The 20,588-nt window shown below is 66.5% G+C and carries 20 protein-coding genes and 1 pseudogene; 20 read left to right on the top strand and 1 reads right to left on the bottom strand.

Features of this window, described 5'->3' with window-relative positions; all coding sequences use genetic code 11:
- The first annotated feature begins 116 nt into the window (after window positions 1-116).
- Window positions 117-851, top strand: a complete 735-nt coding sequence (locus ACQ3DC_RS09120) for a GNAT family N-acetyltransferase (RefSeq protein ID WP_430752054.1) — start codon at window positions 117-119, stop codon at window positions 849-851.
- On the opposite strand, the gene ACQ3DC_RS09115 is transcribed toward ACQ3DC_RS09120, so the two are convergent.
- Window positions 852-1,520: an acVLRF1 family peptidyl-tRNA hydrolase gene (locus tag ACQ3DC_RS09115; RefSeq protein ID WP_157242065.1), complete on the bottom strand. Its 669-nt coding sequence runs from the start codon at window positions 1,518-1,520 to the stop codon at window positions 852-854.
- Window positions 1,521-1,590: 70 nt separating this feature from the next.
- Between ACQ3DC_RS09115 and ACQ3DC_RS09110 the strand changes: the two genes are divergently transcribed.
- From ACQ3DC_RS09110 to ACQ3DC_RS09020, 19 genes and pseudogenes are all read left to right on the top strand, one after another.
- Window positions 1,591-3,015: a replication-associated recombination protein A gene (locus ACQ3DC_RS09110; protein ID WP_430752037.1), complete on the top strand. Its 1,425-nt coding sequence runs from the start codon at window positions 1,591-1,593 to the stop codon at window positions 3,013-3,015.
- A 170-nt stretch (window positions 3,016-3,185) separates the two neighbouring features.
- A complete protein-coding gene (gene rpsD, locus ACQ3DC_RS09105) occupies window positions 3,186-3,812 on the top strand; it encodes a 30S ribosomal protein S4 (RefSeq protein ID WP_066276228.1) in 627 nt (208 codons plus the stop codon).
- 147 nt (window positions 3,813-3,959) lie between these two features.
- Window positions 3,960-4,334 (top strand): DUF948 domain-containing protein, encoded by a 375-nt coding sequence (locus tag ACQ3DC_RS09100; protein WP_157242066.1) that lies wholly within the window; start codon window positions 3,960-3,962, stop codon window positions 4,332-4,334.
- Between the two features lie 17 nt (window positions 4,335-4,351).
- On the top strand, window positions 4,352-4,594 hold the full coding sequence (locus ACQ3DC_RS09095) for a hypothetical protein (protein WP_231754896.1): 243 nt from the start codon (window positions 4,352-4,354) through the stop codon (window positions 4,592-4,594).
- A 169-nt stretch (window positions 4,595-4,763) separates the two neighbouring features.
- Window positions 4,764-7,442 carry an alanine--tRNA ligase gene (alaS, locus tag ACQ3DC_RS09090; RefSeq protein ID WP_157242067.1) on the top strand — a complete coding sequence of 893 codons (2,679 nt, stop codon included), beginning with the start codon at window positions 4,764-4,766 and terminating at the stop codon, window positions 7,440-7,442.
- A 6-nt stretch (window positions 7,443-7,448) separates the two neighbouring features.
- Window positions 7,449-8,048: a Holliday junction resolvase RuvX gene (ruvX, locus tag ACQ3DC_RS09085; protein ID WP_430752036.1), complete on the top strand. Its 600-nt coding sequence runs from the start codon at window positions 7,449-7,451 to the stop codon at window positions 8,046-8,048.
- Window positions 8,045-9,763 (top strand): endolytic transglycosylase MltG, encoded by a 1,719-nt coding sequence (mltG, locus tag ACQ3DC_RS09080; protein WP_430752035.1) that lies wholly within the window; start codon window positions 8,045-8,047, stop codon window positions 9,761-9,763. Before ruvX ends, mltG begins: the two co-directional genes overlap by 4 nt.
- Window positions 9,760-10,620 carry a shikimate dehydrogenase gene (locus ACQ3DC_RS09075; protein WP_157242069.1) on the top strand — a complete coding sequence of 287 codons (861 nt, stop codon included), beginning with the start codon at window positions 9,760-9,762 and terminating at the stop codon, window positions 10,618-10,620. Before mltG ends, ACQ3DC_RS09075 begins: the two co-directional genes overlap by 4 nt.
- A 26-nt stretch (window positions 10,621-10,646) precedes the next feature.
- On the top strand, window positions 10,647-11,846 hold the full coding sequence (gene aroC / locus ACQ3DC_RS09070) for a chorismate synthase (RefSeq protein WP_157242070.1): 1,200 nt from the start codon (window positions 10,647-10,649) through the stop codon (window positions 11,844-11,846).
- Window positions 11,847-12,413, top strand: a complete 567-nt coding sequence (locus ACQ3DC_RS09065) for a shikimate kinase (RefSeq protein ID WP_321213627.1) — start codon at window positions 11,847-11,849, stop codon at window positions 12,411-12,413.
- Window positions 12,410-13,501 carry a 3-dehydroquinate synthase gene (aroB, locus tag ACQ3DC_RS09060; RefSeq protein WP_370460707.1) on the top strand — a complete coding sequence of 364 codons (1,092 nt, stop codon included), beginning with the start codon at window positions 12,410-12,412 and terminating at the stop codon, window positions 13,499-13,501. The genes ACQ3DC_RS09065 and aroB overlap by 4 nt, the downstream gene beginning before the upstream one ends.
- Window positions 13,501-14,019, top strand: coding sequence for a tetratricopeptide repeat protein (locus tag ACQ3DC_RS09055; protein ID WP_321213625.1), 519 nt, complete (start codon window positions 13,501-13,503; stop codon window positions 14,017-14,019). Before aroB ends, ACQ3DC_RS09055 begins: the two co-directional genes overlap by 1 nt.
- 200 nt (window positions 14,020-14,219) lie before the next feature.
- Entirely contained in the window at window positions 14,220-14,783 is a 564-nt protein-coding gene (efp, locus tag ACQ3DC_RS09050; RefSeq protein ID WP_321213624.1) for an elongation factor P, read from the top strand.
- Window positions 14,783-15,193 carry a transcription antitermination factor NusB gene (nusB, locus tag ACQ3DC_RS09045; protein WP_311217652.1) on the top strand — a complete coding sequence of 137 codons (411 nt, stop codon included), beginning with the start codon at window positions 14,783-14,785 and terminating at the stop codon, window positions 15,191-15,193. Before efp ends, nusB begins: the two co-directional genes overlap by 1 nt.
- Window positions 15,194-15,351: 158 nt before the next feature.
- A pseudogene (locus tag ACQ3DC_RS09040) lies at window positions 15,352-16,029 on the top strand (GntR family transcriptional regulator); the annotation flags it as partial.
- A gap of 171 nt (window positions 16,030-16,200) precedes the next feature.
- Complete coding sequence (locus ACQ3DC_RS09035) at window positions 16,201-17,202, top strand: sugar phosphate isomerase/epimerase family protein (RefSeq protein WP_430752034.1); 1,002 nt, start codon at window positions 16,201-16,203, stop codon at window positions 17,200-17,202.
- Window positions 17,203-17,299: 97 nt separating this feature from the next.
- Window positions 17,300-19,078 carry a dihydroxyacetone kinase subunit DhaL gene (gene dhaL / locus ACQ3DC_RS09030; protein ID WP_430752033.1) on the top strand — a complete coding sequence of 593 codons (1,779 nt, stop codon included), beginning with the start codon at window positions 17,300-17,302 and terminating at the stop codon, window positions 19,076-19,078.
- Entirely contained in the window at window positions 19,075-19,593 is a 519-nt protein-coding gene (locus ACQ3DC_RS09025; RefSeq protein ID WP_430752032.1) for a ribose-5-phosphate isomerase, read from the top strand. The genes dhaL and ACQ3DC_RS09025 overlap by 4 nt, the downstream gene beginning before the upstream one ends.
- Before the next feature lie 2 nt (window positions 19,594-19,595).
- Window positions 19,596-20,588, top strand: coding sequence for a 3-hydroxyacyl-CoA dehydrogenase family protein (locus tag ACQ3DC_RS09020; RefSeq protein ID WP_430752031.1), 993 nt, complete (start codon window positions 19,596-19,598; stop codon window positions 20,586-20,588).

The raw sequence follows: 20,588 nt of genomic DNA, 5'->3' as shown, positions 1-20,588 counted from the left end.
ACCCCGTTTGGCCTGAAGGCCCTCCCGGATGGGAGGGCCTTCAGGCTTATCCGCAGACAGGAACCCCAGTGGTCCACAGCCTCCCGGGTCACCAGACCGGCGCCTTCGAGATACTCATGGATGCCGCCTGGCCTGCCGTTGAGCGCCGGGACACGGGGGAGTGGGTGCTCCGTGCTGCGGCCGGGGTCACCCAGAGGGCGAACTCGGTGTGGCCCCGGAACACTGCCGGGGAGCCCCTGGCAGCATTGCGCGAGGCGATGCAGTGGTACCGGGAGCGGCGGTTGCCGCTCATCTTCCAGATGACGGACACTCCCGCCAACGACGGGCTGAATGAGGTCCTGGACGCCCAAGGCTTCACCCGGCAGTCGGAAACGCTGATCATGTCCCGGCCTTCGGGGAACGGCTTCCCAGGTTCCGGAAGCGGACGGGTGGAGGTTCAGGACGCGCCGGACGAGGAGTGGCTGCACCTCTGGTGGAGCGTGGACGGCCGAGGCGGAGAGGGGGAGCGTGACACGGCGCGCGCCATCCTGACCGGATGCCCGTCGCTGTATGCCCTCGTAAGGGGCGACGACGGTGTCCCCGCCGCGGTAGGGCGCCTCGCCATGGTGCACGGCACGGGAGGAATCTATTGCATGGCCACATCCGCGTCGGGCCGCCGCCGGGGATATGCGACGGCGGTGCTCCAGGCCCTCCTTGCCGAGGGAGGCGCGCACGGAGTGGACAGGTTCTGGCTGCTGGTTACAGCCGCGAACCAAGCTGCCCGGCAGTTGTACAGCAAGGCGGGTTTTACGGAGTCGGGACGGTACATTTACCGCCAGCAGCGGCCGCGCAGGGCTCTCACAGGCTGTTAACTAGGACGGGTCTGAGACCTGGATCCGCACCGCACACGCATCGGCGGCGGTTTTCCTCAGCACCGAGGCCTTGGGATCCGGGACGTCGAGACAGGCCAGCCGGGGCAAGGCGGTATAGCCCTTCAGGGCCGGGTGCTCGAGGACAAGGCCGGCCAGGGTCCTGTCGCCCCCGGGAACCACGTATTCAAAAGATGCACTGCTGAACACGCGGCCGGCATGTTCGGCGACTGCCCCCACCAGAGCGTCTGCCTGGTTGCTCCGCCGGCGTGCGAAGCGCTGCTGCGACTGGCCGCCCGCGGCGGTCCGGGACTGCACATAGGTGGAGCCCACCTTGGAGGCCAGGACCACGCCCTCACTTACTACCGCTACGCCGTATCCTCCGCGCCGGACCAGCAGGAGGCCGAGCCTGCGCGGCTGGGACGCGAGGGACGCGAGCCGTTCAAGGGCATCCGCCCCACGGCCCGGCCTTCCGTCAACCGGCCACGGCGGCTGCAGCAATGCTTCGGTGCCGTCCGCGGCAATCAGCCGCAGTCCGTCGTCGTCATCCGTCATCCGGTACCCGCCGTGCGCAGCACCGAACCGCCCTGCCCATCCGGCCAGCCGGGCGCCGGGGACGAAAGCGGTCCGTACGGACGGCGGCCTGGCTCCGCCGGTGGCATGCACGGACATGGGTCAACCCTTCGCTGACGCGCGTGGCTTCCGGCGAAACCGGAAGGTGAACTGGAAGTAGCCTATCTATGTGGAAGATCTCTTCGGGCACGGGCCCGGCAATGATGACGACGACGGCGACAGTGCTGCACCTGCCGTCGGGCGGCCTGCCGGGGGAGGAGGCAGCGCTTCCCCCCGCGGCCCGCTCGCCGTCCGGATGCGTCCCCGCACCCTCGATGAGGTGGTGGGCCAGCAACACCTGCTGGGTCAGGGGTCACCCTTGCGCCAGCTCGCTGCCGGGGCGGGAGCGGACACAACCGGCCCGGCAGGACCCACGTCGCTCATCCTCTGGGGTCCTCCCGGGACCGGCAAGACCACCCTGGCGCACGTGATCGCCAGGGGACCGGGCCGGAAGTTCGTGGAACTCTCTGCCATCACTGCCGGCGTCAAGGACGTGCGGAGGGTGATGGACGACGCCCTCACCGCGAGGGACCTCTACAAGACCACCACCGTCCTGTTCCTCGACGAGATCCACCGCTTCAACAAAGCCCAGCAGGATGCCCTGCTGCCCGGCGTCGAAAACCGGTGGGTGGTCCTGGTGGCTGCCACCACCGAGAACCCCTCGTTTTCGGTCGTCTCGCCGCTTTTGTCCCGTTCCCTGCTGCTGACCCTCAAGCCACTGACCGATGCGGACATCGAGGGACTGATCCAGCGCGCCGTTGCAGATCCTCGCGGCCTGAACGGGAAAGTGGACCTCAATGAGGAAGCACTGGACCACCTCGTAAGGCTTTCCGGGGGTGATGCCCGCCGTGCCTTGACGGCCCTGGAAGCGGCAGCCGGGGTTGCGTTCGGGGATGCGGACGATGCAGCGGAAGGGCCTGTCGTCGTCGAACTCAAGCACACCGAGCGTGCCCTCGATGTTGCCGCCGTCCGTTACGACCGTGCCGGGGACCAGCACTACGACGTCATCAGTGCCTTCATCAAATCGATCCGCGGGTCTGACGTGGACGCAGCCCTCCACTACCTGGCGCGGATGCTGGAAGCGGGGGAGGACCCCCGCTTCGTGGCCCGAAGGATCGTGATCTCTGCGGCCGAGGACGTGGGGATGGCCGATCCCACTGCGCTGCAGACGGCAGTGGCAGCGGCCCAGGCCGTGCAGCTGATCGGGATGCCGGAGGGCCGCATCATCCTTGCCGAGGCCGTGGTGCACCTGGCCACCGCTCCGAAGTCCAACGCCGCCTACATGGGCATCAACAAGGCTATCGCCGACGTCCGGGCAGGCCTGGGGAACGGCATCCCCGCGCACCTGCGGGACGCGCACTATCCGGGTTCCAAACAGCTGGGCCACGGCGTGGGGTACAAATACGCCCACGATGCGCCGCACGGAGTAGCCGCCCAGCAGTATCCCCCGGACGACCTCGTGGGGAGGGACTACTACCAGCCCACGGCCAACGGCGCGGAGCGGGACATTGCGGTGCGCCTGGAGCGGCTGCGGAAGATTGTCCGGGGCAAGTAGCCGCCGTGGTAGGATAGATGTTTGTCTGGCAAGGCACGGACGCACAATCTCCCCAATTTACGTTGAGAAGGTTATGCCCTGTGCCCAGTAGCAAAAGGCAGCGGTTGGCCGATGCTCTCCATCGTGGAGGCCAGTAACACTGACACACCGCAGATATTGGAAGGACACAAGTGGCTAACAACACTCGTGCTCGCCGTCAGGCCCGCCTCTCGCGGTCCCTCGGCATCGCTCTGACCCCCAAGGCCGCCAAGTACATGGAGCGCCGCCCGTACGGCCCCGGTGAGCATGGCCGTGCCCGCAAGAAGCAGGACTCCGACTACGCCGTACGCCTCCGCGAAAAGCAGCGCCTGCGCGCCCAGTACGGCATCCGCGAAGCACAGATGACCCGTGCCTTCGAAGAGGCCCGCCGCACCAAGGGCCTGACCGGTGAAAACCTCATCGAACTGCTCGAAATGCGCCTTGACGCCCTGGTCCTGCGTGCCGGTTTCGCCCGCACCATCGCCCAGGCCCGCCAGCTGGTTGTGCACCGCCACATCATGGTTGACGGCGTCCGCGTTGACCGTCCGTCGTTCCGCGTCGGCGAGGGCCAGCTGGTCCACGTCCACAGCCGCAGCGAAACCATGGTCCCGCTCCAGGTTGCAGCAGCCGGCGCCCACCGCGACGTCCTGCCCGCCGTTCCGGCCTACCTGGACGTCAAGCTGGAGGCCCTGCAGGCACGCCTGGTCCGCCGCCCCAAGCGCTCCGAGGTCCCCGTGACCTGCGAAGAGCAGCTCGTCGTCGAATTCTACGCACGCTAAATTCCGGCAGCGTATCCAAAGAAGCCCGTGGCAAGCGCCGCGGGCTTCTTTGTATGTAAGGTACTTGGGGGACATCTGCGGAAACGCGTTTTGCTGACGCATCCGCTGATGACACGAACCACAGAATTTCGAGGAGATGAAACGTCTATGTCTGGTGGCGATATTGCCGGCCTGATCGCTGCCGGGGTGTTTGCGCTCCTGGTGCTGCTGCTCGCGGTGCCCATCGTGAAGCTGGGCAAGGTGTTTGACGAGGTGCGCACGGCCATCCGGTCCCTGAGCGACGGCGCCACGCCCCTGATGGACGAGGTCACGGCCACCGTGTCCACCACCAACCAGCAGCTGAAGAAAGTGGACGGTATCTCGTCCAACGTTTCGGACGCCTCGGCCAACCTGTCGGCGCTGTCCTCGCTGGTGGCCGCCACAGTCGGATCCCCGCTCATCAAGGTGGCCGCCTTCAGCTACGGTGTCCGCACCGCGTTTGCCAACCGCAAGAAACCCGCTGCCGGCCGCCGCAGCCGCTGAATTCCGGAGAACATAAAATGAAACGACTTGTCTGGATGGGAATCGGCGTGGCGATCGGAGTGATCGCCTTCCGCAAGGTGACCGAAGCGCAGGCCGGCATGCAGTCCGCGCTTGGCCCGGAGGGCCTCAACCGCGCGGTGAACCGGCTCGCTGACGGCGTCTACGACTTCGCCGATGCCGTCCGCGCAGGGATGCGTGAGCGCGAGACCGATCTTCGGGCCGCCCTCGGCGTCGAATCGGAAGACCTGGTCCGCCGCTGACCAGGCCCCGCAGGCCGGCACCACGCCGGCCCGCACCCTGCCGACCGCACGATGCGGCGGCACCAAACGTTATAACAACACCGGCGGGAACCGTACAGCTACGGGAACCGCACGCGAAAGAACCTCCGCGCCGGTCAGTGCGCGGAGCAAGAAGGGTACGTAACAGCTCATGAAGTCGCAGGAGATCACAAAGCGCTGGGTGGACTTTTTTGTCAGCAAGGGCCACACCGCGGTTCCCTCCGCATCGTTGGTTTCCAGCGACCCCTCGCTGCTGTTCACGGTTGCCGGCATGGTGCCGTTCATTCCCTACCTGACGGCCAGGGAGGAACCACCCTACTCACGTGCCGTCAGCGTGCAGAAATGCATCCGCACCGGCGATATCGAGGAAGTGGGCAAGACTGCCCGCCACGGAACCTTCTTCCAAATGTGCGGCAACTTCTCCTTCGGAGATTACTTCAAGGAAGATGCCATCAAATTCGCCTGGGAACTGCTCACCACGAGCGTTGACGACGGCGGCTACGGGCTTGCGCCGGAACGCCTCTGGGTGACCGTCTACGAAGAGGACGACGAAGCCAGGGAACTGTGGCTGAAGAACACCGGCGTCCCCGCGGAGCGCATCCAGAAAATGGGCAAGGCGGACAACTACTGGCACACCGGGCAGCCCGGCCCTGCCGGCCCCTGCTCCGAAATCTACTATGACCGCGGCCCCGCATACGGCGTCGAGGGCGGCCCGCTGGCGGACGAAACCCGCTACATCGAGATCTGGAACCTCGTGTTCATGCAGTACCAGATCGAAAACGTGCGTTCGAAGGAAGACTTCGACGTCGTGGGCGAGCTGCCCAAGCGCAACATCGACACCGGCCTGGGCATGGAGCGCCTGGCCATGATCCTGCAGGGCGTCGAGAACATGTACGAGACGGACCAGGTCCGCCCCGTCATCGACAAGGCCGCCGAACTTTCCGGCAGGGAGTACACCTCCGCCGAGTCCGACGACGACCCGCACCACACGGACGACGTGCGCATGCGCGTGGTCGCCGACCACGTCCGCTCGGCGCTGATGCTCATCTCCGACGGCGTGACCCCCTCCAACGAGGGCCGCGGCTACGTCCTGCGCCGGCTCATCCGCCGTGCCGTCCGCTCCATGCGCCTCCTTGGCGTGGAACAGGCATGCCTGCCTGAGCTCCTGCCGGCCTCCCGCGACGCCATGAAGGGCGTCTACCCCGTGGTTGACACCGACTTCGCCCGGATCAGCCGCATCGCCTACGCGGAGGAGAAGGCCTTCCTGCGCACCATCGCTTCCGGCACTGCCCGGCTTGAGGACGCCGTCAAGGTGTCCAAAGCGGCCAACAAGCCGCTGTCCGGCGAGGACGCCTTCACCCTGCACGACACCTACGGGTTCCCCATCGACCTGACCCTGGAAATGGCCGAAGAAGCCGGGCTCAAGGTGGATGAGGCAGCGTTCCGCAGCCTCATGCAGGAACAGCGCCAGCGCGCCCAGGCGGATGCCAAGGGCAAGAAGGGCGGCCACGCCGACCTCAGCGCCTTCCAGGACATCCTGGCCCAGGGCGAGACGGTCTTCACCGGCTACACGGAGCTCGACGGCGAATCCCGGGTCCGCGGCATCCTCACGGGCGGCCGCCCGGTCCAGCAGGCCTCCACGGGTGACGAGATCGAGCTGGTGCTCTCCGAGACCCCGTTCTACGCGGAAGCAGGCGGCCAGGCCGCAGACACGGGCCTCATCACCGGTGACGGATTCGTCGTCGAGGTCCTTGACGTGCAGCGGCCCCTGAAAGGCCTGAGCGTGCACAAGGCGATCGTGCGCGAAGGCGAAATCGGGTCCGACTCGCTGGTCCGCGCCGCCGTCGACCGTGAACGCCGGCACGCCGCCGAACAGGCCCACACCGGCACGCACATCGTGCACGCGGCGCTCCACCAGATCCTCGGCCCCGAAGCCACGCAGCGCGGTTCTTACAACAAGGCCGGCTACCTGCGCTTCGACTTCGCCTGGGGCGAAGGCCTGAGCACGGCCACCCGGTCCGAGATCGAGGAAGTCTCCAACCTGGCCATCCGGAACAATTTCCGGGTGGAGACCAAGGTGATGGGACTGGCGGAGGCCAAGGCCTTGGGCGCCATGGCACTGTTCGGTGAAAACTATGGCAGCGAAGTACGCGTGGTGGAGATTGACGGCGCCTGGTCCCGCGAGCTGTGCGGCGGCACCCACGTTCCCAACACTTCCCTGATCGGCAGCCTTTCGCTGCTGGGCGAGCAGTCCGTGGGGTCGGGAAACCGCCGCGTGGAGGCCTTCGTGGGCATGGATGCGTTCCGCCACCTGGCCGCCGAACGCGCCCTGGTGACCGAGCTGACCGAGCTCCTCAAAGTGCCCTCGGGCCAGTTGGCCGACCGGATTTCCGCCACCCTCGCCAAGCTCAAGGCCACGGAGAAGGAGCTGGACCGCCTCCGCAAGGAGCAGTTGGCCGCCTCGGCCGCACAGCTGGTCAGCAGCGCCAAGGATGCGGCCGGCGTGAGCGTCATCGCCCATGATGCCGGCCAGGTCAGTGGCGCGGACGATCTTCGCGGCCTGGCGCTGGACCTGCGCAACCGTCTCGGCTCGGCAGCGGCGACTGTGGCCGTTGCCGGCGTTGCCAACGACCGTCCCATGATCCTGGTGGCCACCAATGAAGCCGCCAGGGAGGCCGGGGTCAAGGCCGGCGCGCTTGTCCGCCTCGCCGCGGGTGTCCTCGGCGGCGGAGGCGGCGGCAAGGACGACGTCGCCCAGGGCGGCGGCACCGACGCCGGCAAGGTCGGCCCGGCACTGGCGGCGGTTGTTGACGCCATTACGCGGCGCTAACCACCCATGACCAGTCCTGCAGCTGCCGGCGCCTACCCCCAGGGCATCAAACTGGGGGTGGACGTCGGCACGGTCCGGGTGGGGGTTGCCATCTGCGACCGCGACTCGATCCTGGCAACGCCCTACAAAACACTGGACCGCAACGCCAGGAAAAACTCCGACATCAGGGTCATCGCAAACCTGGTCGAGGAGCTCGGCGCCGTGCAGGTGATCGTGGGGCTGCCCCGCACCCTCAAGGGTGAGGAAAGGGCGTCCGCCAAGATGGCCGTGGACTACGCCCGGCTGCTTGCCGGCGAACTGGCTGCCCGTGCTGTGGACGTCCCGGTTAACCTTGTGGACGAACGGTTGAGCAGCGTGACCGCGCACCGCAACCTGCATGAAGCTGGCATGAGCAGCAGGAATCACCGTAAAGTAGTTGATCAGGTCGCGGCGGCGGGTATCCTTCAGCACGCCATCGACATGCAGAAAGCCAGGGGAGCGGACGTCGGCTCACGCGTGACGCCGCCGCCCCCTTCCGTGGACCTGGGAGGCAGCGGGCAGAATGACACTGTGCGCGCCGCCCCCGGCGAAACGGCCCAATCTTCAGATAATGGAAGGCAACAGTGAGCCCTGCCAACATTGACGACGCTTCCAGCCCACTGGACGCCGGAGCAGCACGACCGCTGACCCGCAAGGAACTCCGTGCAAGGGAAAAAACCTTCAACACCGGAGGCCAGGACGCGGTGCCCGAGCAGGCCTACGAGACCGGCCACGACATTCCGCCGCAGCCTTCGGAACCTCCCGTGGCACCCGAGCCGCACCCCCTGCCTAAGGACGAAGCATTGCGGAACGAAGCTGGACCCCAGGAAGCGGCACCGCAGGAAACACCGGTAGAACAGCCCGTTCCTGCTGCTCCCCTCACTCCGCCGTCCATCCAGGACATCCCCCGGGAAGAGGCACATCACAACGAAGACTTCCGTGGGGACGCCAACTATGAAGAAGCCGGCCGGCATGACGGGCTTCATGCCCACGAGGCACCCGTTTTTTCAGGAGCGCCCGCCTTCGGAGCCCACCAGCACGGAACTGGAACGCATTACGACGACGAGCCGCACTTCCCGGACGGGGCCGCCTACCCTGCAGCGCACCACGCGGATCACTATCACGATGGCCACTACGACCAGGAGCACTACGGTGACGCCCACTACGCCGAGGGGCACGACGACGGCGCGCACCATCACGAATTCCTTCCCGCCCCGTCGACGGCAGCGGTAGTGGCCAAACCGTCCAAGAAGGTGCGCCGCCGCAGGCGGATGCTGGCACTGTTCCTTACCCTTGCTGTCTTCGTCACGGCCGTGGCAGTCGGCGCGCAGTTCCTGAAGCCGTTGCTTGGCAACGACAAGCCCGCCGACTTCCCGGGCCCGGGGACGGGCGAAGTCGTGGTGACCGTCGAGAACGGCGAAGGCACCCGGTCCGTCGCTGCGAAGCTGGAAAACGAACGCGTGGTGGCGAATGCGGACACCTTCCTCCAGAGCTTCAGCGCATCCGGGGGAACACTGGCTCCGGGGGACTACACGTTCAAGAACGAGATGAAGAATTCCGACGCCGTAAACGTCCTGCTGGGCAAGGACCAAACCAAGGTCATCTACTTCGCCCTCAGTGCCGGCCTGCGCGTGGGCGAGTCCCTGCAGGCGATCTCGCAAGGTTCCGGAATATCCATCCAGGACCTGCAGGCGCTCAGCAACCAGCCGGCCCAGTTCGGGCTGCCGGCCACCGCAAAAAACCTTGAGGGCTACCTGGCTCCGGGTGAACACCGTTTCCCCCTTGGTACCCCGGCAAAGGACATCCTCCAGGCCCTGGTCAAGATCACAACCGACGAACTTGTGTCGCAGGGCATCACGGACCCGGCCAAGCAGTACGAGGCCGTGATCGTGGCCAGCATTGTCCAAGCCGAAGGCGGCCAGGCGGAGTACGGGGACGTGGCAGGTGCCATCTACAACCGGCTCAAGCCCAACGACCAGACCGGAGGTTTCCTGCAGGTGGACTCGGCGGTGACGTACGGCCTGGGCACCAAGAGCTACAACTTCACGGACGAACAGCGCCAGGACAAGTCCAACCCGTACAACACCTATGCGAATCCCGGACTGCCCCCGGGACCCATCGGCTCTCCGGGAAAGACGGCCATTGATGCTGCCGCCAGGCCGAAGACGAACGACTACCTGTACTGGGTCACCATCAACCTGGACACCAAGGAGACCAAGTTCTCCAGGACGCTGGCCGAGCACAACGGGTACGTCGAGCAGTACAACGCCTGGTGCGCGGCGAACGCCGGACGCTGCACATGAGCCTTCGGGCTGCCGTCCTGGGCCACCCGATCAGCCACTCGAAGTCGCCGGCACTGCATCTTGCTGCCTACGGCCGGCTGGGCGTCGGCATCAGCTACACGGCGATTGACGTCACCGAGCAGTTGCTGCCGACGCTGATGCGGCAGATCCGCGACCAGCCGGGCTGGCGCGGCCTGTCCGTCACGATGCCCTTGAAGACGGCGATGCTCGGGCAGGTGGATGAGGTCCGCGGCGTTGCCGGGATCCTGGGTGTGGTCAACACGGTGTCCTTCGAGGACCACGACGGCGGCCGGAAGATCGTTGGATCGAACACCGATGTTGCCGGGATCGTCAACGCCCTGCGGCATGCCGGGACGGGGCCAGCCCCCGCCGCCGTCATCCTCGGCGGCGGGGGAACAGCGGCCTCTGCCATCGCGGCGCTGAAGGAGCTTGGGACCGGCCACGTCCAGGTCTTCGTCCGGGACACCTCCAGGACCGGGGAGGTCCGCTCCGCCGCCGCAAGCCTGGGCATGGACCTGGACATCCGCCGCCTGGCTGACGCGGTGCACCCAACGGCCGCCGCCGACGTCGTCATCTCCACCCTGCCACCGCGGGCCGCGGACGGGCTGGCGGCCGAAATAGCGGAGTTGAAAACCGCCACTACCGGCGTGCTGCTGGATGTTGCCTACGATCCCTGGCCCAGCCTGGTCGCCTCGGTGTGGCAGGCAGGCGGCGGCACCGTGGTGCCCGGCCTGGAGATGCTGCTGTACCAGGCAGTGGAACAGGTACGCCTTTTTACCCGTCGCGGCGATGACGTCAATGCCGCCGTCATAGATGTGATGTGCGCCTCAGTCGGCCTTCCCCGACGCGCTTTGTAACCGCCCCCCGTGGCAGGATGGAAGATATGTTGCGTTGGTTGACTGCCGGTGAATCCCATGGTCCGGCTCTGATGGGAATTATTGAAGGCGTCCCCGCCGGTGTGGAAATCACCAGCGGGCACATCGCAGACTCCTTGGCACGCCGCCGGCTGGGCTATGGCCGTGGCGCGCGCATGAAGTTCGAGCAGGACGTTGTCACCATCCTCGGCGGCGTCCGCCACGGCCTCACCCAGGGCGGCCCGGTGGCCATCCAGGTGGGCAATACAGAGTGGCCCAAGTGGGAACAGATCATGTCGGCGGATCCTGTGGATCCGGACCTGCTCGCGGACCAGGCACGCAACGCGCCGCTGACCCGCCCCCGGCCCGGCCACGCCGATTTCACCGGGATGCAGAAGTACGGCTTCGCTGAGGCACGTCCTGTCCTGGAGCGGGCAAGCGCGCGCGAGACCGCCACCCGCGTTGCCATGGGCACCGTTGCGGCACAATTCCTCAAGCACCTCGGCATCGAGCTGGTCAGCCATACAGTCAGCATTGCCACTGTCGCAGTCCCGGAAGGACGTCCCCTTCCGGTGCCCGCGGATGTCATTGCGCTGGACGCCGACCCGCTCCGCTGCTTCGACCGCGAAACCTCCGATGCGATGGTCGCCGAGGTGGACGCCGCCCACAAGGAAGGCGAAACCCTGGGCGGCGTGGTGGAAGTCCTCGCCTACGGACTCCCGCCAGGACTGGGCAGCTACGTGCACTGGGACCGGCGCCTGGATTCCCGCCTTGCCGCCGCACTGATGGGCATCCAGGCCATCAAGGGCGTGGAGGTCGGCGACGGCTTCCTGACGGCCGCGCGCCGCGGCTCCGCCGCCCATGACGAAATCGTCCGGGATGCTGACGGCCGCATTGTCCGCACCAGCAACCGTGCCGGCGGCATCGAGGGCGGCATGAGCATCGGAGACGTCCTGCGCGTCCGGGCCGCCATGAAGCCCATCGCCACGGTGCCGCGCGCCCTCAAGACCATCGACGTCAGCACCGGGGAGCCTGCAAAGGCGCACCACCAGCGTTCGGACGTCTGTGCGGTTCCGGCCGCCGGTGTGGTGGCAGAGGCAATGGTGGCGCTGGTCCTCGCCGAGGCCGTCACCGAAAAGTTCGGCGGCGACTCCGTCGCGGAGACCGCACGCAACATCAAGGGTTACCTGGACAACATTCCGGCGTCCCTGGACTCGATCGGCCAGTAAGTGCCCCACCGCAGCAAAACCGGACCCTCAGGCCGGCCCATTGTCCTGATCGGGCCCATGGCGGTGGGCAAGTCGGCCATCGGGCAGCAGCTTGCCCATCAGCTCGGCGTCCCGTTCGTGGACACCGACGCCGTGATCGTGGCCGGCCATGGATCGATTTCGGATATATTTGCCGGACGCGGTGAACATGCGTTCCGTGAGATCGAAGCACGGACGGTAGCCGACGTCGTCGAAGCGGCGGACCAGACCGTCGCGGTGATCTCCCTCGGCGGCGGCGCGGTACTGGACTCCGGCACTCAGCAGCTGATCAGCCGCTGTACCGTGGTGTACCTCGAATGCGACGCGCAAACAGTGGCCGGCCGCATCGCCCGGAACTCCGGGCGCCCGCTGCTGGCCGGGGACGCGATGGGCCGCTGGACCGCAATGTTCGCCACCCGCAAGCCAGTCTATGAGCGGCTGGCTGACCTCACCCTGGACGTGCGCCACGGCTCGGTTTCCGAGCTGGGCGCGCGGCTCGAAGCAGCACTGCGGGACTACGCAGCTGCCAAACAGGAAGTTGAAAAGTGACCACCGAATCAACAGTCATCAGTGTCACAGGCAGTTCCGCCGCCGAGAATTACGACGTCGTCGTGGGGCGGGGGCTGCTGGGTGACCTTCCGGGGCTGCTGGGGGAGCGGGTACGGCGCGTGCTGGTCATCCATCCGCGCGCCTTGCGGCTTACCGGCGACACCGTCCGCGACGAGCTGGCCGCCGCCGGTTTCACCTCCCTGACCGCGGAAATCCCGGACGCCGAAGAAGGCAAGCACATCCAGGTGGCCGCCTTCTGCTGGCAGGTCCTGGGGCAGAACGACTTCACCCGGTCCGACGCCATCGTTGCCGTCGGCGGAGGCGCGGTCACGGATGTCGCCGGCTTCGTTGCAGCCACCTGGCTGCGCGGCGTCAAGGTCATCCACATGCCCACCAGCCTGCTCGCCATGGTGGACGCCTCCGTGGGCGGGAAGACGGGGATCAACACCGCCGAAGGCAAGAACCTGGTGGGCGCATTCCATCCTCCCGCGGGCGTGCTGGCCGATCTGGACACCCTCAACACGCTGCCCCGCAACGAGATGGTTTCCGGCATGGCGGAGGTCATCAAGTGCGGTTTCATCGCCGATCCCGCCATCCTCGACCTCGTGGAAAAGGACCCGGCCGCTGTGGTGGATCCGCAGTCTGACGTCCTCCGGGAGTTGATCGAGCGGGCCATCGCCGTTAAGGCCAAGGTGGTTTCCGAGGACCTCAAGGAATCCGGTTTGCGGGAAATCCTGAACTACGGGCACACCCTCGGGCACGCCATCGAACTCGTCGAACGCTACTCGTGGCGTCACGGCGCCGCTGTCTCGGTTGGCATGATGTTCGCTGCCGAGCTCGCCCGCAGCGTGGGCCGCCTCAGCGATGCCGATGCCGACCGGCACCGGACCGTCCTTGAGAGCCTCGGCCTCCCGGTTACTTACCGGCGGGACCGTTGGCAAGCCCTCCTTGACGGAATGCGGCGCGACAAGAAGTCACGCGGTGACCTGCTGCGCTTTGTTGTTTTGGACGGCGTGGCAAAGCCCGGAATCCTTGACGTCCCGGACACCTCCCTGCTGTTCGCCGCATATCAGGAAATTGCTTCCTGATGCAGGGGGACATGCAAGGAACAGCAGACTGGCCCGAGGCCGGTTTTCCGGGTATCCGGATTAACCCGGAATCGCTGCTGCCGGAGATTGTGAACGAGGACGCCTGCCGGGAGGCGCTGGCGGTATCCAGCGATCCGGCAGACCATATTTTCGTTCTCCTGGTGGAAGGACACGCCTCCGAAGCCGCCGAACTGCTGGCCGAAGCCCGGTTCAAGGACCCCGAATCCTTCCGGCTGCGGACCTTCGAGGCTGAGGTGCTGCGGGTTTCAAACCGCCTTGACCGTGCCGTGGAGCTGTTCCGCCAGCTCCTGGCCGAAGTGCAGGGGACGCCGCGGGAGGCCCTCGTGTGGCAGTTCCTGGGAAAGACCCAGTACAGTGCCGGCCAGATGTCAGCAGCTGTTGAATCGTTCGCGCGCGCACTCGACCTGCGCGTGGCGCAGTCCGCCGATGCGGCCCAGATCTACTCGTCCACCGTGGCGTTGCAGCGTGCCCGGGATGTCCTGGACCTGGCCTGCTGACACCGGCAGCGGATCGGTGCAGCTGCCCTCCGGCAGCCGCCTGAAGCCGCAGCCGGGAAGCGCACCGGATTAACCCGGTAGAATGGTTCTTGAATTTTTAACCACCCGATTTTTGACAAACACGCGCCGGCAGTCCGTTTGGGTTGCCTGCCCGGCATACAACGTCTGACAACGCGACCAGACAGAGACCAGAGGAAACAGTGGCAACCACTAACGACATCAAGAACGGAACGGTCCTGAAGCTCGAGGGCCAGCTCTGGAACATCATCGAATTCCAGCACGTCAAGCCAGGCAAGGGCGGTGCGTTCGTGCGCACCAAGATGCGCAACGTGATGTCCGGCAAGGTCGTGGACAAGACGTTCAACGCCGGGCTCAAGATCGAGACCGCAACGGTTGACCGCCGTGACTACCAGTACCTGTACCAGGACGGCGCCGACTTCGTGTTCATGGACACCTCGGACTTCGACCAGATCACTGTCTCCGGCGCAACGGTAGGCGATGCCACCAACTTCATGCTCGAGAACCAGATGGTCAACATCGCCATTCACGAGGGCACCCCGCTGTACATCGAACTCCCGCCCAGCGTCGTGCTGGAAATCACCTACACCGAGCCGGGCCTGCAGGGCGACCGCTCCTCCGCAGGCACCAAGCCCGCAACCCTGGAAACCGGGTACGAGATCCAGGTTCCGCTGTTCATTGAAAACAACACCAAGGTCAAGGTAGACACCCGCGACGGCAGCTACCTGGGCCGGGTCACTGAGTAGTGAGCGCACGCGGTAAAGCCCGTAACAGGGCACTGGACGTTCTTTTCGAAGCTGAGCAGCGCTCGGTTTCGGCCTTTGACGTGATCCGCTCCCGGCGGGAAAAGACCGACCAGGTAATCAACCCGTACACCATCGAAATCGTTGAGGGCGTGCTGTCCCAGCAAACCGCCATCGACGAGTTCCTGGAGACGTACTCCCAGGGCTGGAGCCTTGAGCGGATGCCCTCGGTGGACCGCATCATCTTGCGCATCGGCACTTGGGAGCTCCTGTACAACGACGATATTCCGGACGGCGTGGCGGTGAGCGAAGCGGTGGCGTTGGCCAAGACGCTTTCCACTGACGAGTCGCCCCAATTCATCAACGGCCTCCTGGGCCGGCTTCAGCAGCTGAAGCCTTCCCTGCTCGCATAACCAAACTGACAAGCCCCGTCCCGGCAAGCCTGGACGGGGCTTTTCGGTGCCCGCCTGCCCGCGGGGCCGCGGCCGGGTGGCAGGTCCCGGATCGTTGGAACCTATAGGATCTGAACATGCAGAAAGCCCCCCAGGACAACGGGCCCCGGCCGGAGGACATGGCGACGGCCCGCCGGCCGGGCCGCGCTGTCAACCGCCAGGTGCTCGCCGACCACGTCTACGCGGAACTCCTGGCGTCCCTTATGGACGGCCGCCTGGCGCCGGGAGCCGTGGTCAGCATTGACGGCACCGCCCGGGACCTGGACGTTTCGCCCACGCCTGTCCGCGAGGCGCTGGCGAGGCTGGAGCACACGGGCATGGTCCGGAGGGTGGCCCTCAAGGGGTACCGGGTGGCTCCGGTCTTCACAAGGGAGGACTTCGCCGAGCTCATGGAGGCGCGGCTGGCTATCGAACCCGTGAACGCCAAGCTGGCCTGTGAACGGATCGGCCAGAAGGGCCTGGCCGAACTGGAAACGGCGGTGGAAGACCTGAAGGCCGCTCCACGGGGCCCGTCCTTCGCCGAGTTCAAGGACTACCTGGAAGCGGACGAGCGTTTTCACCAGCTCATCGCCCGGCACACCGGCAACCAGTTCATGGAAGCCGCCTATGCGTCCCTCGGCGGCCAGATCCAGCGGTTCAGGCTCTTCGGGGGAGTGGGAATTACCGACGCCGACAGTGCAATCGCCGAACACCAGGCTGTCCTGAAGGCCCTTGCATCGGGCAACCCCGGCACGGCGGAGGCCGCGATGGCCGAGCACATCCGGCAGGTCCGTGCGCGTGCCATGGCTGACGCCCCGCCTGGCTCACCCACCCCCCCCGCCAAACAAAGTCCCGCAATGTGTCGTTTTGAACCCCCAAAACGACACTTGGCGCTACTGAGTTGGGCCGTCCCGCCTCTGTGTGACCTTGACAACACCCCGTTAATAATAAATCCTATAGGAAAGAGGATCTAGCAAGGGAGCTACACCATGGCGTACACAGCCGACAACTGGCCCATCACTGCAGCACTGCTGCAGTTTCCGGCAACAGACGCCCGGGGTGTCCACGTGAACGACGCCGAAGCCTCCGTCTGGGCCGGTGTCCTGTCCGAGGTGAAGGAGGCCGGCTTCGCCAATGCCGACCTCACGGACAGCTGGGTCCGGCCGGGCGATCTGAGCCAAGGGCGCCTGGCCGAGTTCAAGGAGGCCGCGGCCGCTGTTGGAATCGGCGTACCGGTCATCTCGGCTATCCGCCGCAGCGTCATCGAAGAAGGCAGGTGGGAAGAAAACCTGGCCTACAGCCACCGCACCATTGACGCCGCAGCAGCGCTGGGCTGCGAGGTTGTCTCCTTTGGACTCCACCAGGCCATCACGGCGGAGCAGCAGAAGCAGCTGTGGTTCTGGACGGTGGAAGGCTACAAGGACCCCGAAGGCAACAGGGAAGCGTGGAACAACGCCGTGACGCGCCTCCGTGAACTGGGCCGGCACGCGGCCGAGGTGGGCGTCCTGCTGTCCCTGGAAATGTACGAGGACACGTACCTGGGCACCGCCGACTCCTCCGTGAAGATGGTCCAGGACATCGGCCTCGCCAACGTCGGCCTCAACCCGGACCTCGGCAACCTCATCCGGCTGCACCGGCCCGTCGAGGACTGGCGCGAGATGGTGGCCAAGACCCTGCCGTACTCCAACTACTGGCACATGAAGAACTACATCCGGGACGAGGACACGGCCCGCGACATGTATGTCGCCATGCCGGCACCCATGGAGAGCGGCCTCATCAACTACCGCGAGGCCTTCAAAGTCGCCTTGTCCGTGGGCTTCCAGGGCATCCTTTGCACCGAGCACTACGGCGGCGACGGACTGAGCGTCACCGCCAGCAACCAGGACTACCTCCGCCGCCACGTCCTCCCCAAGACCGACGGCTACGCACTCGGGCAGAGCCGGGTGGCGCAGGGGAGGCAGCTGCCCGCCCCGGAACTCAGCAGCGTCTGATCCATGGCGCCTGGTGCGGCCGGCGTGCATTCGGTGGCGGCCGCACCAATTCAGACTCCCGGCTTTACTTCTCCAACTCGGATTCAATGAGGAAACCATGACCCAGATCTTCGACAACCCCGCTGATTTCGCGGATGAGGCACTGGACGGCTTTGTGGCAGCCAACCGCGGGTACGTCGCCCGGGTGGACGGCGGCGTGGTCCGCTCCACCGAGGTGCCCGCCGGCCAAGTGGCCCTGGTGGTGGGCGGCGGATCCGGCCACTACCCGGCCTTCGCAGGCCTCGTGGGACCGGGCCTCGCCACGGGCTCCGCCTGCGGCAACATGTTCGCTTCCCCGGCAACCGGCCAGGTCTACCGGGTGGCCAAGGCCGCCAACGCGGGCGGGGGCGTGCTGCTGAGTTACGGCAACTACGCCGGCGACGTGCTCCACTTCGGCCAGGCCCAGCTGCGGCTCAACGCCGAAGGCATCGAAACCCGCACCGTCCTGGTCACGGACGACATCGCCAGCGCTCCGCTGGACCAGATCGAGAAGCGCCGCGGCATTGCCGGGGACCTGACGGTCTTCAAGATTGCCGGCGCCGCGGCCGAAGCAGGACTGGACCTCGGCGCCGTCGAACGCCTGGCCATCCGGACCAACTACCGCACCCGTTCCCTGGGCGTGGCCTTTGACGGCTGCACGCTGCCGGGAGCGGACGCGCCGCTGTTCCACGTGCCCGCCGGGCAGATGTCGCTGGGCCTCGGCATCCACGGCGAGCCGGGCATCTCCGAACACCCCATGCCCACCGCCTCCGAACTCGCCGAACTGCTGGTCTTCAGGCTCCTGGCGGACAAGCCCGACGACGCCGGGAACCGTGTGGTGGCCATCGTCAACGGCCTGGGCACGGTCAAGTACGACGAGCTGTTCCTGCTTTTCGGGAAGATCGAAAAGCTCCTCACCGCCGCCGGCCTGACGGTGGTGGAGCCCGAGTGCGGCGAGCTGGTCACCAGCCTGGACATGTCCGGACTCTCCCTCACCCTGCTCTGGCTGGACGACGAACTGGAGCGGTACTGGAACGCGCCTGCCGACACCCCCGCCTTCCGCAAGGGCAACCTGGCTCCGCGGGCCCGCCGTGAGCTGGCCGGACCGGAAGACGCCGTGGCCGGTGAAGCGGAGAACACGACGGCGGCAGCAGCCGAGCTGGGCCGGCTGGCCGCCGCCGTGCTCGCCCAGGTGCAGGGCGTCGTCGTCGAGCATGAAGAGGAACTGGGGAACCTGGACGCCATCGCGGGCGACGGCGACCACGGCATCGGCATGCGCCGCGGCGTGGACGCGGCAGCGGCGGCCGCGGCTGAAGCAGCGGCAGCCGGAGTTTCCGTGGAGCGCGTGCTGACGTCGGCCGGGGAGGCCTGGAGTGAACGTGCCGGCGGCACCTCCGGTGCGTTGTGGGGATCAGCCGTGATTGCGGCCGGGCTCGCGCTCGGCAACAAGGACTCGTACCGCGGCGGCGACGCGGCCGCTGCCGTGGCCGCGTTCGTGGATGCCATCACCGGACTGGGCGGGGCTGAACCTGGCGACAAAACCATGGTGGACGCGCTGCTTCCCTATCAGGAGGCTTTCCGGGCAGCGTTCGACGGCGGCACGCAGGTCAAGGGGGCACTGGCGGCGGCGGCCGCTGCTGCCCGGGAGGCGGCCGATGCCACGGCTTCCCTCCGTCCGCTCAAGGGCCGTGCCCGGCCCCTGGCGGAGAAGAGCCTGGGGCATCCCGACCCCGGAGCCGTATCCTTCGGCCTCATCGCCTCCCGCATAGCACGCTATGCCGAATCCGGCACAGCCGACAACCCACTGACTGATTCCCGGCTGGCCGCTTCCGCGGCCGGAAATGGAGCACAAGAATGAGCGCAGGACAGAACACAGGACAGAATTCCGGACAGGGCGCGGCAGCAGGGTGGCGCATCGTCATTGGCAACGATGAAGCCGGGGTCGAGTACAAGAATGCCCTGAGGGCGCTGCTCGAGGCAGACAGCCGCGTGGCGTCCGTCGTCGACATCGGCGTAGGGGCGAACGACTCGACCGCGTACCCGCACGTGGCCGTGGACGCCGCCCGCAAGGTGGCAGACGGTGAGGCAGACCGCGCCCTGCTGATCTGCGGTACCGGCCTGGGGGTGGCCATCGCGGCCAACAAGGTCCCGGGCGTCCGTGCGGTTACGGCCCACGACGGCTACTCCGTGGAACGTTCGGTCCTGAGCAACAACGCCCAGGTCCTCACCATGGGCCAGCGCGTCATCGGCCTCGAACTGGCCAAGAAGCTGGTGGGCGAATGGCTCGACTACCGCTTCGATGAGACTTCAGCCTCCGCCGCCAAGGTGGACGCCATCTGCTCCTATGAGCCCGACTACACGAAGGCAGTCTGACCATGACCGAAACAGCAAGCACCCCGACTCCAACGGACGCCAACAGCGCGCGGAAGATCGCCGTCGTCGGCTCCGGCTACATGGGCGGCGGCATCGCCCAGGTCCTGGCGCTCGGCGGAGCGCGCGTGGCACTGGCGGACGTGTCCGCCGAAGTGGCCCGGGGCAACTACGACCGCCTGCTGGCCGAATCGGACCAGTTCGTGGCCGACGGCCTTTTCCCCGCCGGTTCCACAGAGATCCTGAAGCAGAACCTCTGGGCCGCCAAGGACATCGAGGAAGCGGTGGCGGACGCTGACTTCATCGAAGAAGCCGTCCCCGAGGTCATCGCCATCAAGCATCAGACGCTGGCCCGCATCAGCGCAGCGGCGCGGCCGGATGCCATCATCGGCTCCAACACCTCCACCATTTCCATCGCCGAACTGTCCGGGCCGGTCATCAACCCGGAGCGCTTCCTGGGCGTCCACTTCTCCAACCCGTCGCCGTTCATCCCCGGTGTGGAAATCATTCCCCACGCCGGCACGTCCGCATCAACAGTGGGGACAGCCCGCGACCTGGTCCACGCCGCCGGCAAGCAGACAGCAGTGGTCAAGGACGTCACAGGCTTCGTGCTCAACCGCCTGCAGTATGCGCTGTTCCACGAAGCTGCCCAGCTGGTGGAGCAGGGGATTGCGACGGCGGACGACGTCGACACACTGGTCCGCACCACCTTTGGTTTCCGGCTGCCGTTCTTTGGGCCCTTCGCCATCGCGGACATGGCCGGGCTGGATGTCTACAACTTCTGCTACAAGTCCCTGCAGACCGACTTCCCGGAGAGGTTTGCCACGCCCAGGATCCTCAGCGACCTGGTGGAGACCGGGAAGCTCGGCACGAAGACCGGCGCCGGCTTCCTCAATGTCCCGGCCGAACGCACGCCCGAGCTCATCGCCTACCGCAACAAGGCCTACGTGGCCATGCAGAAACTGCTTGAAGACCTCGGCCCGGCACCCATCGGCTGA

The organism is Paenarthrobacter sp. NEAU-H11 (genome assembly GCF_050573415.1).
Classification (GTDB): Bacteria; Actinomycetota; Actinomycetes; order Actinomycetales; family Micrococcaceae; genus Arthrobacter.
The sequence above is the reverse complement of the archived record's forward strand: the minus strand, read 5'-3'. Positions and strand labels throughout refer to the sequence as shown.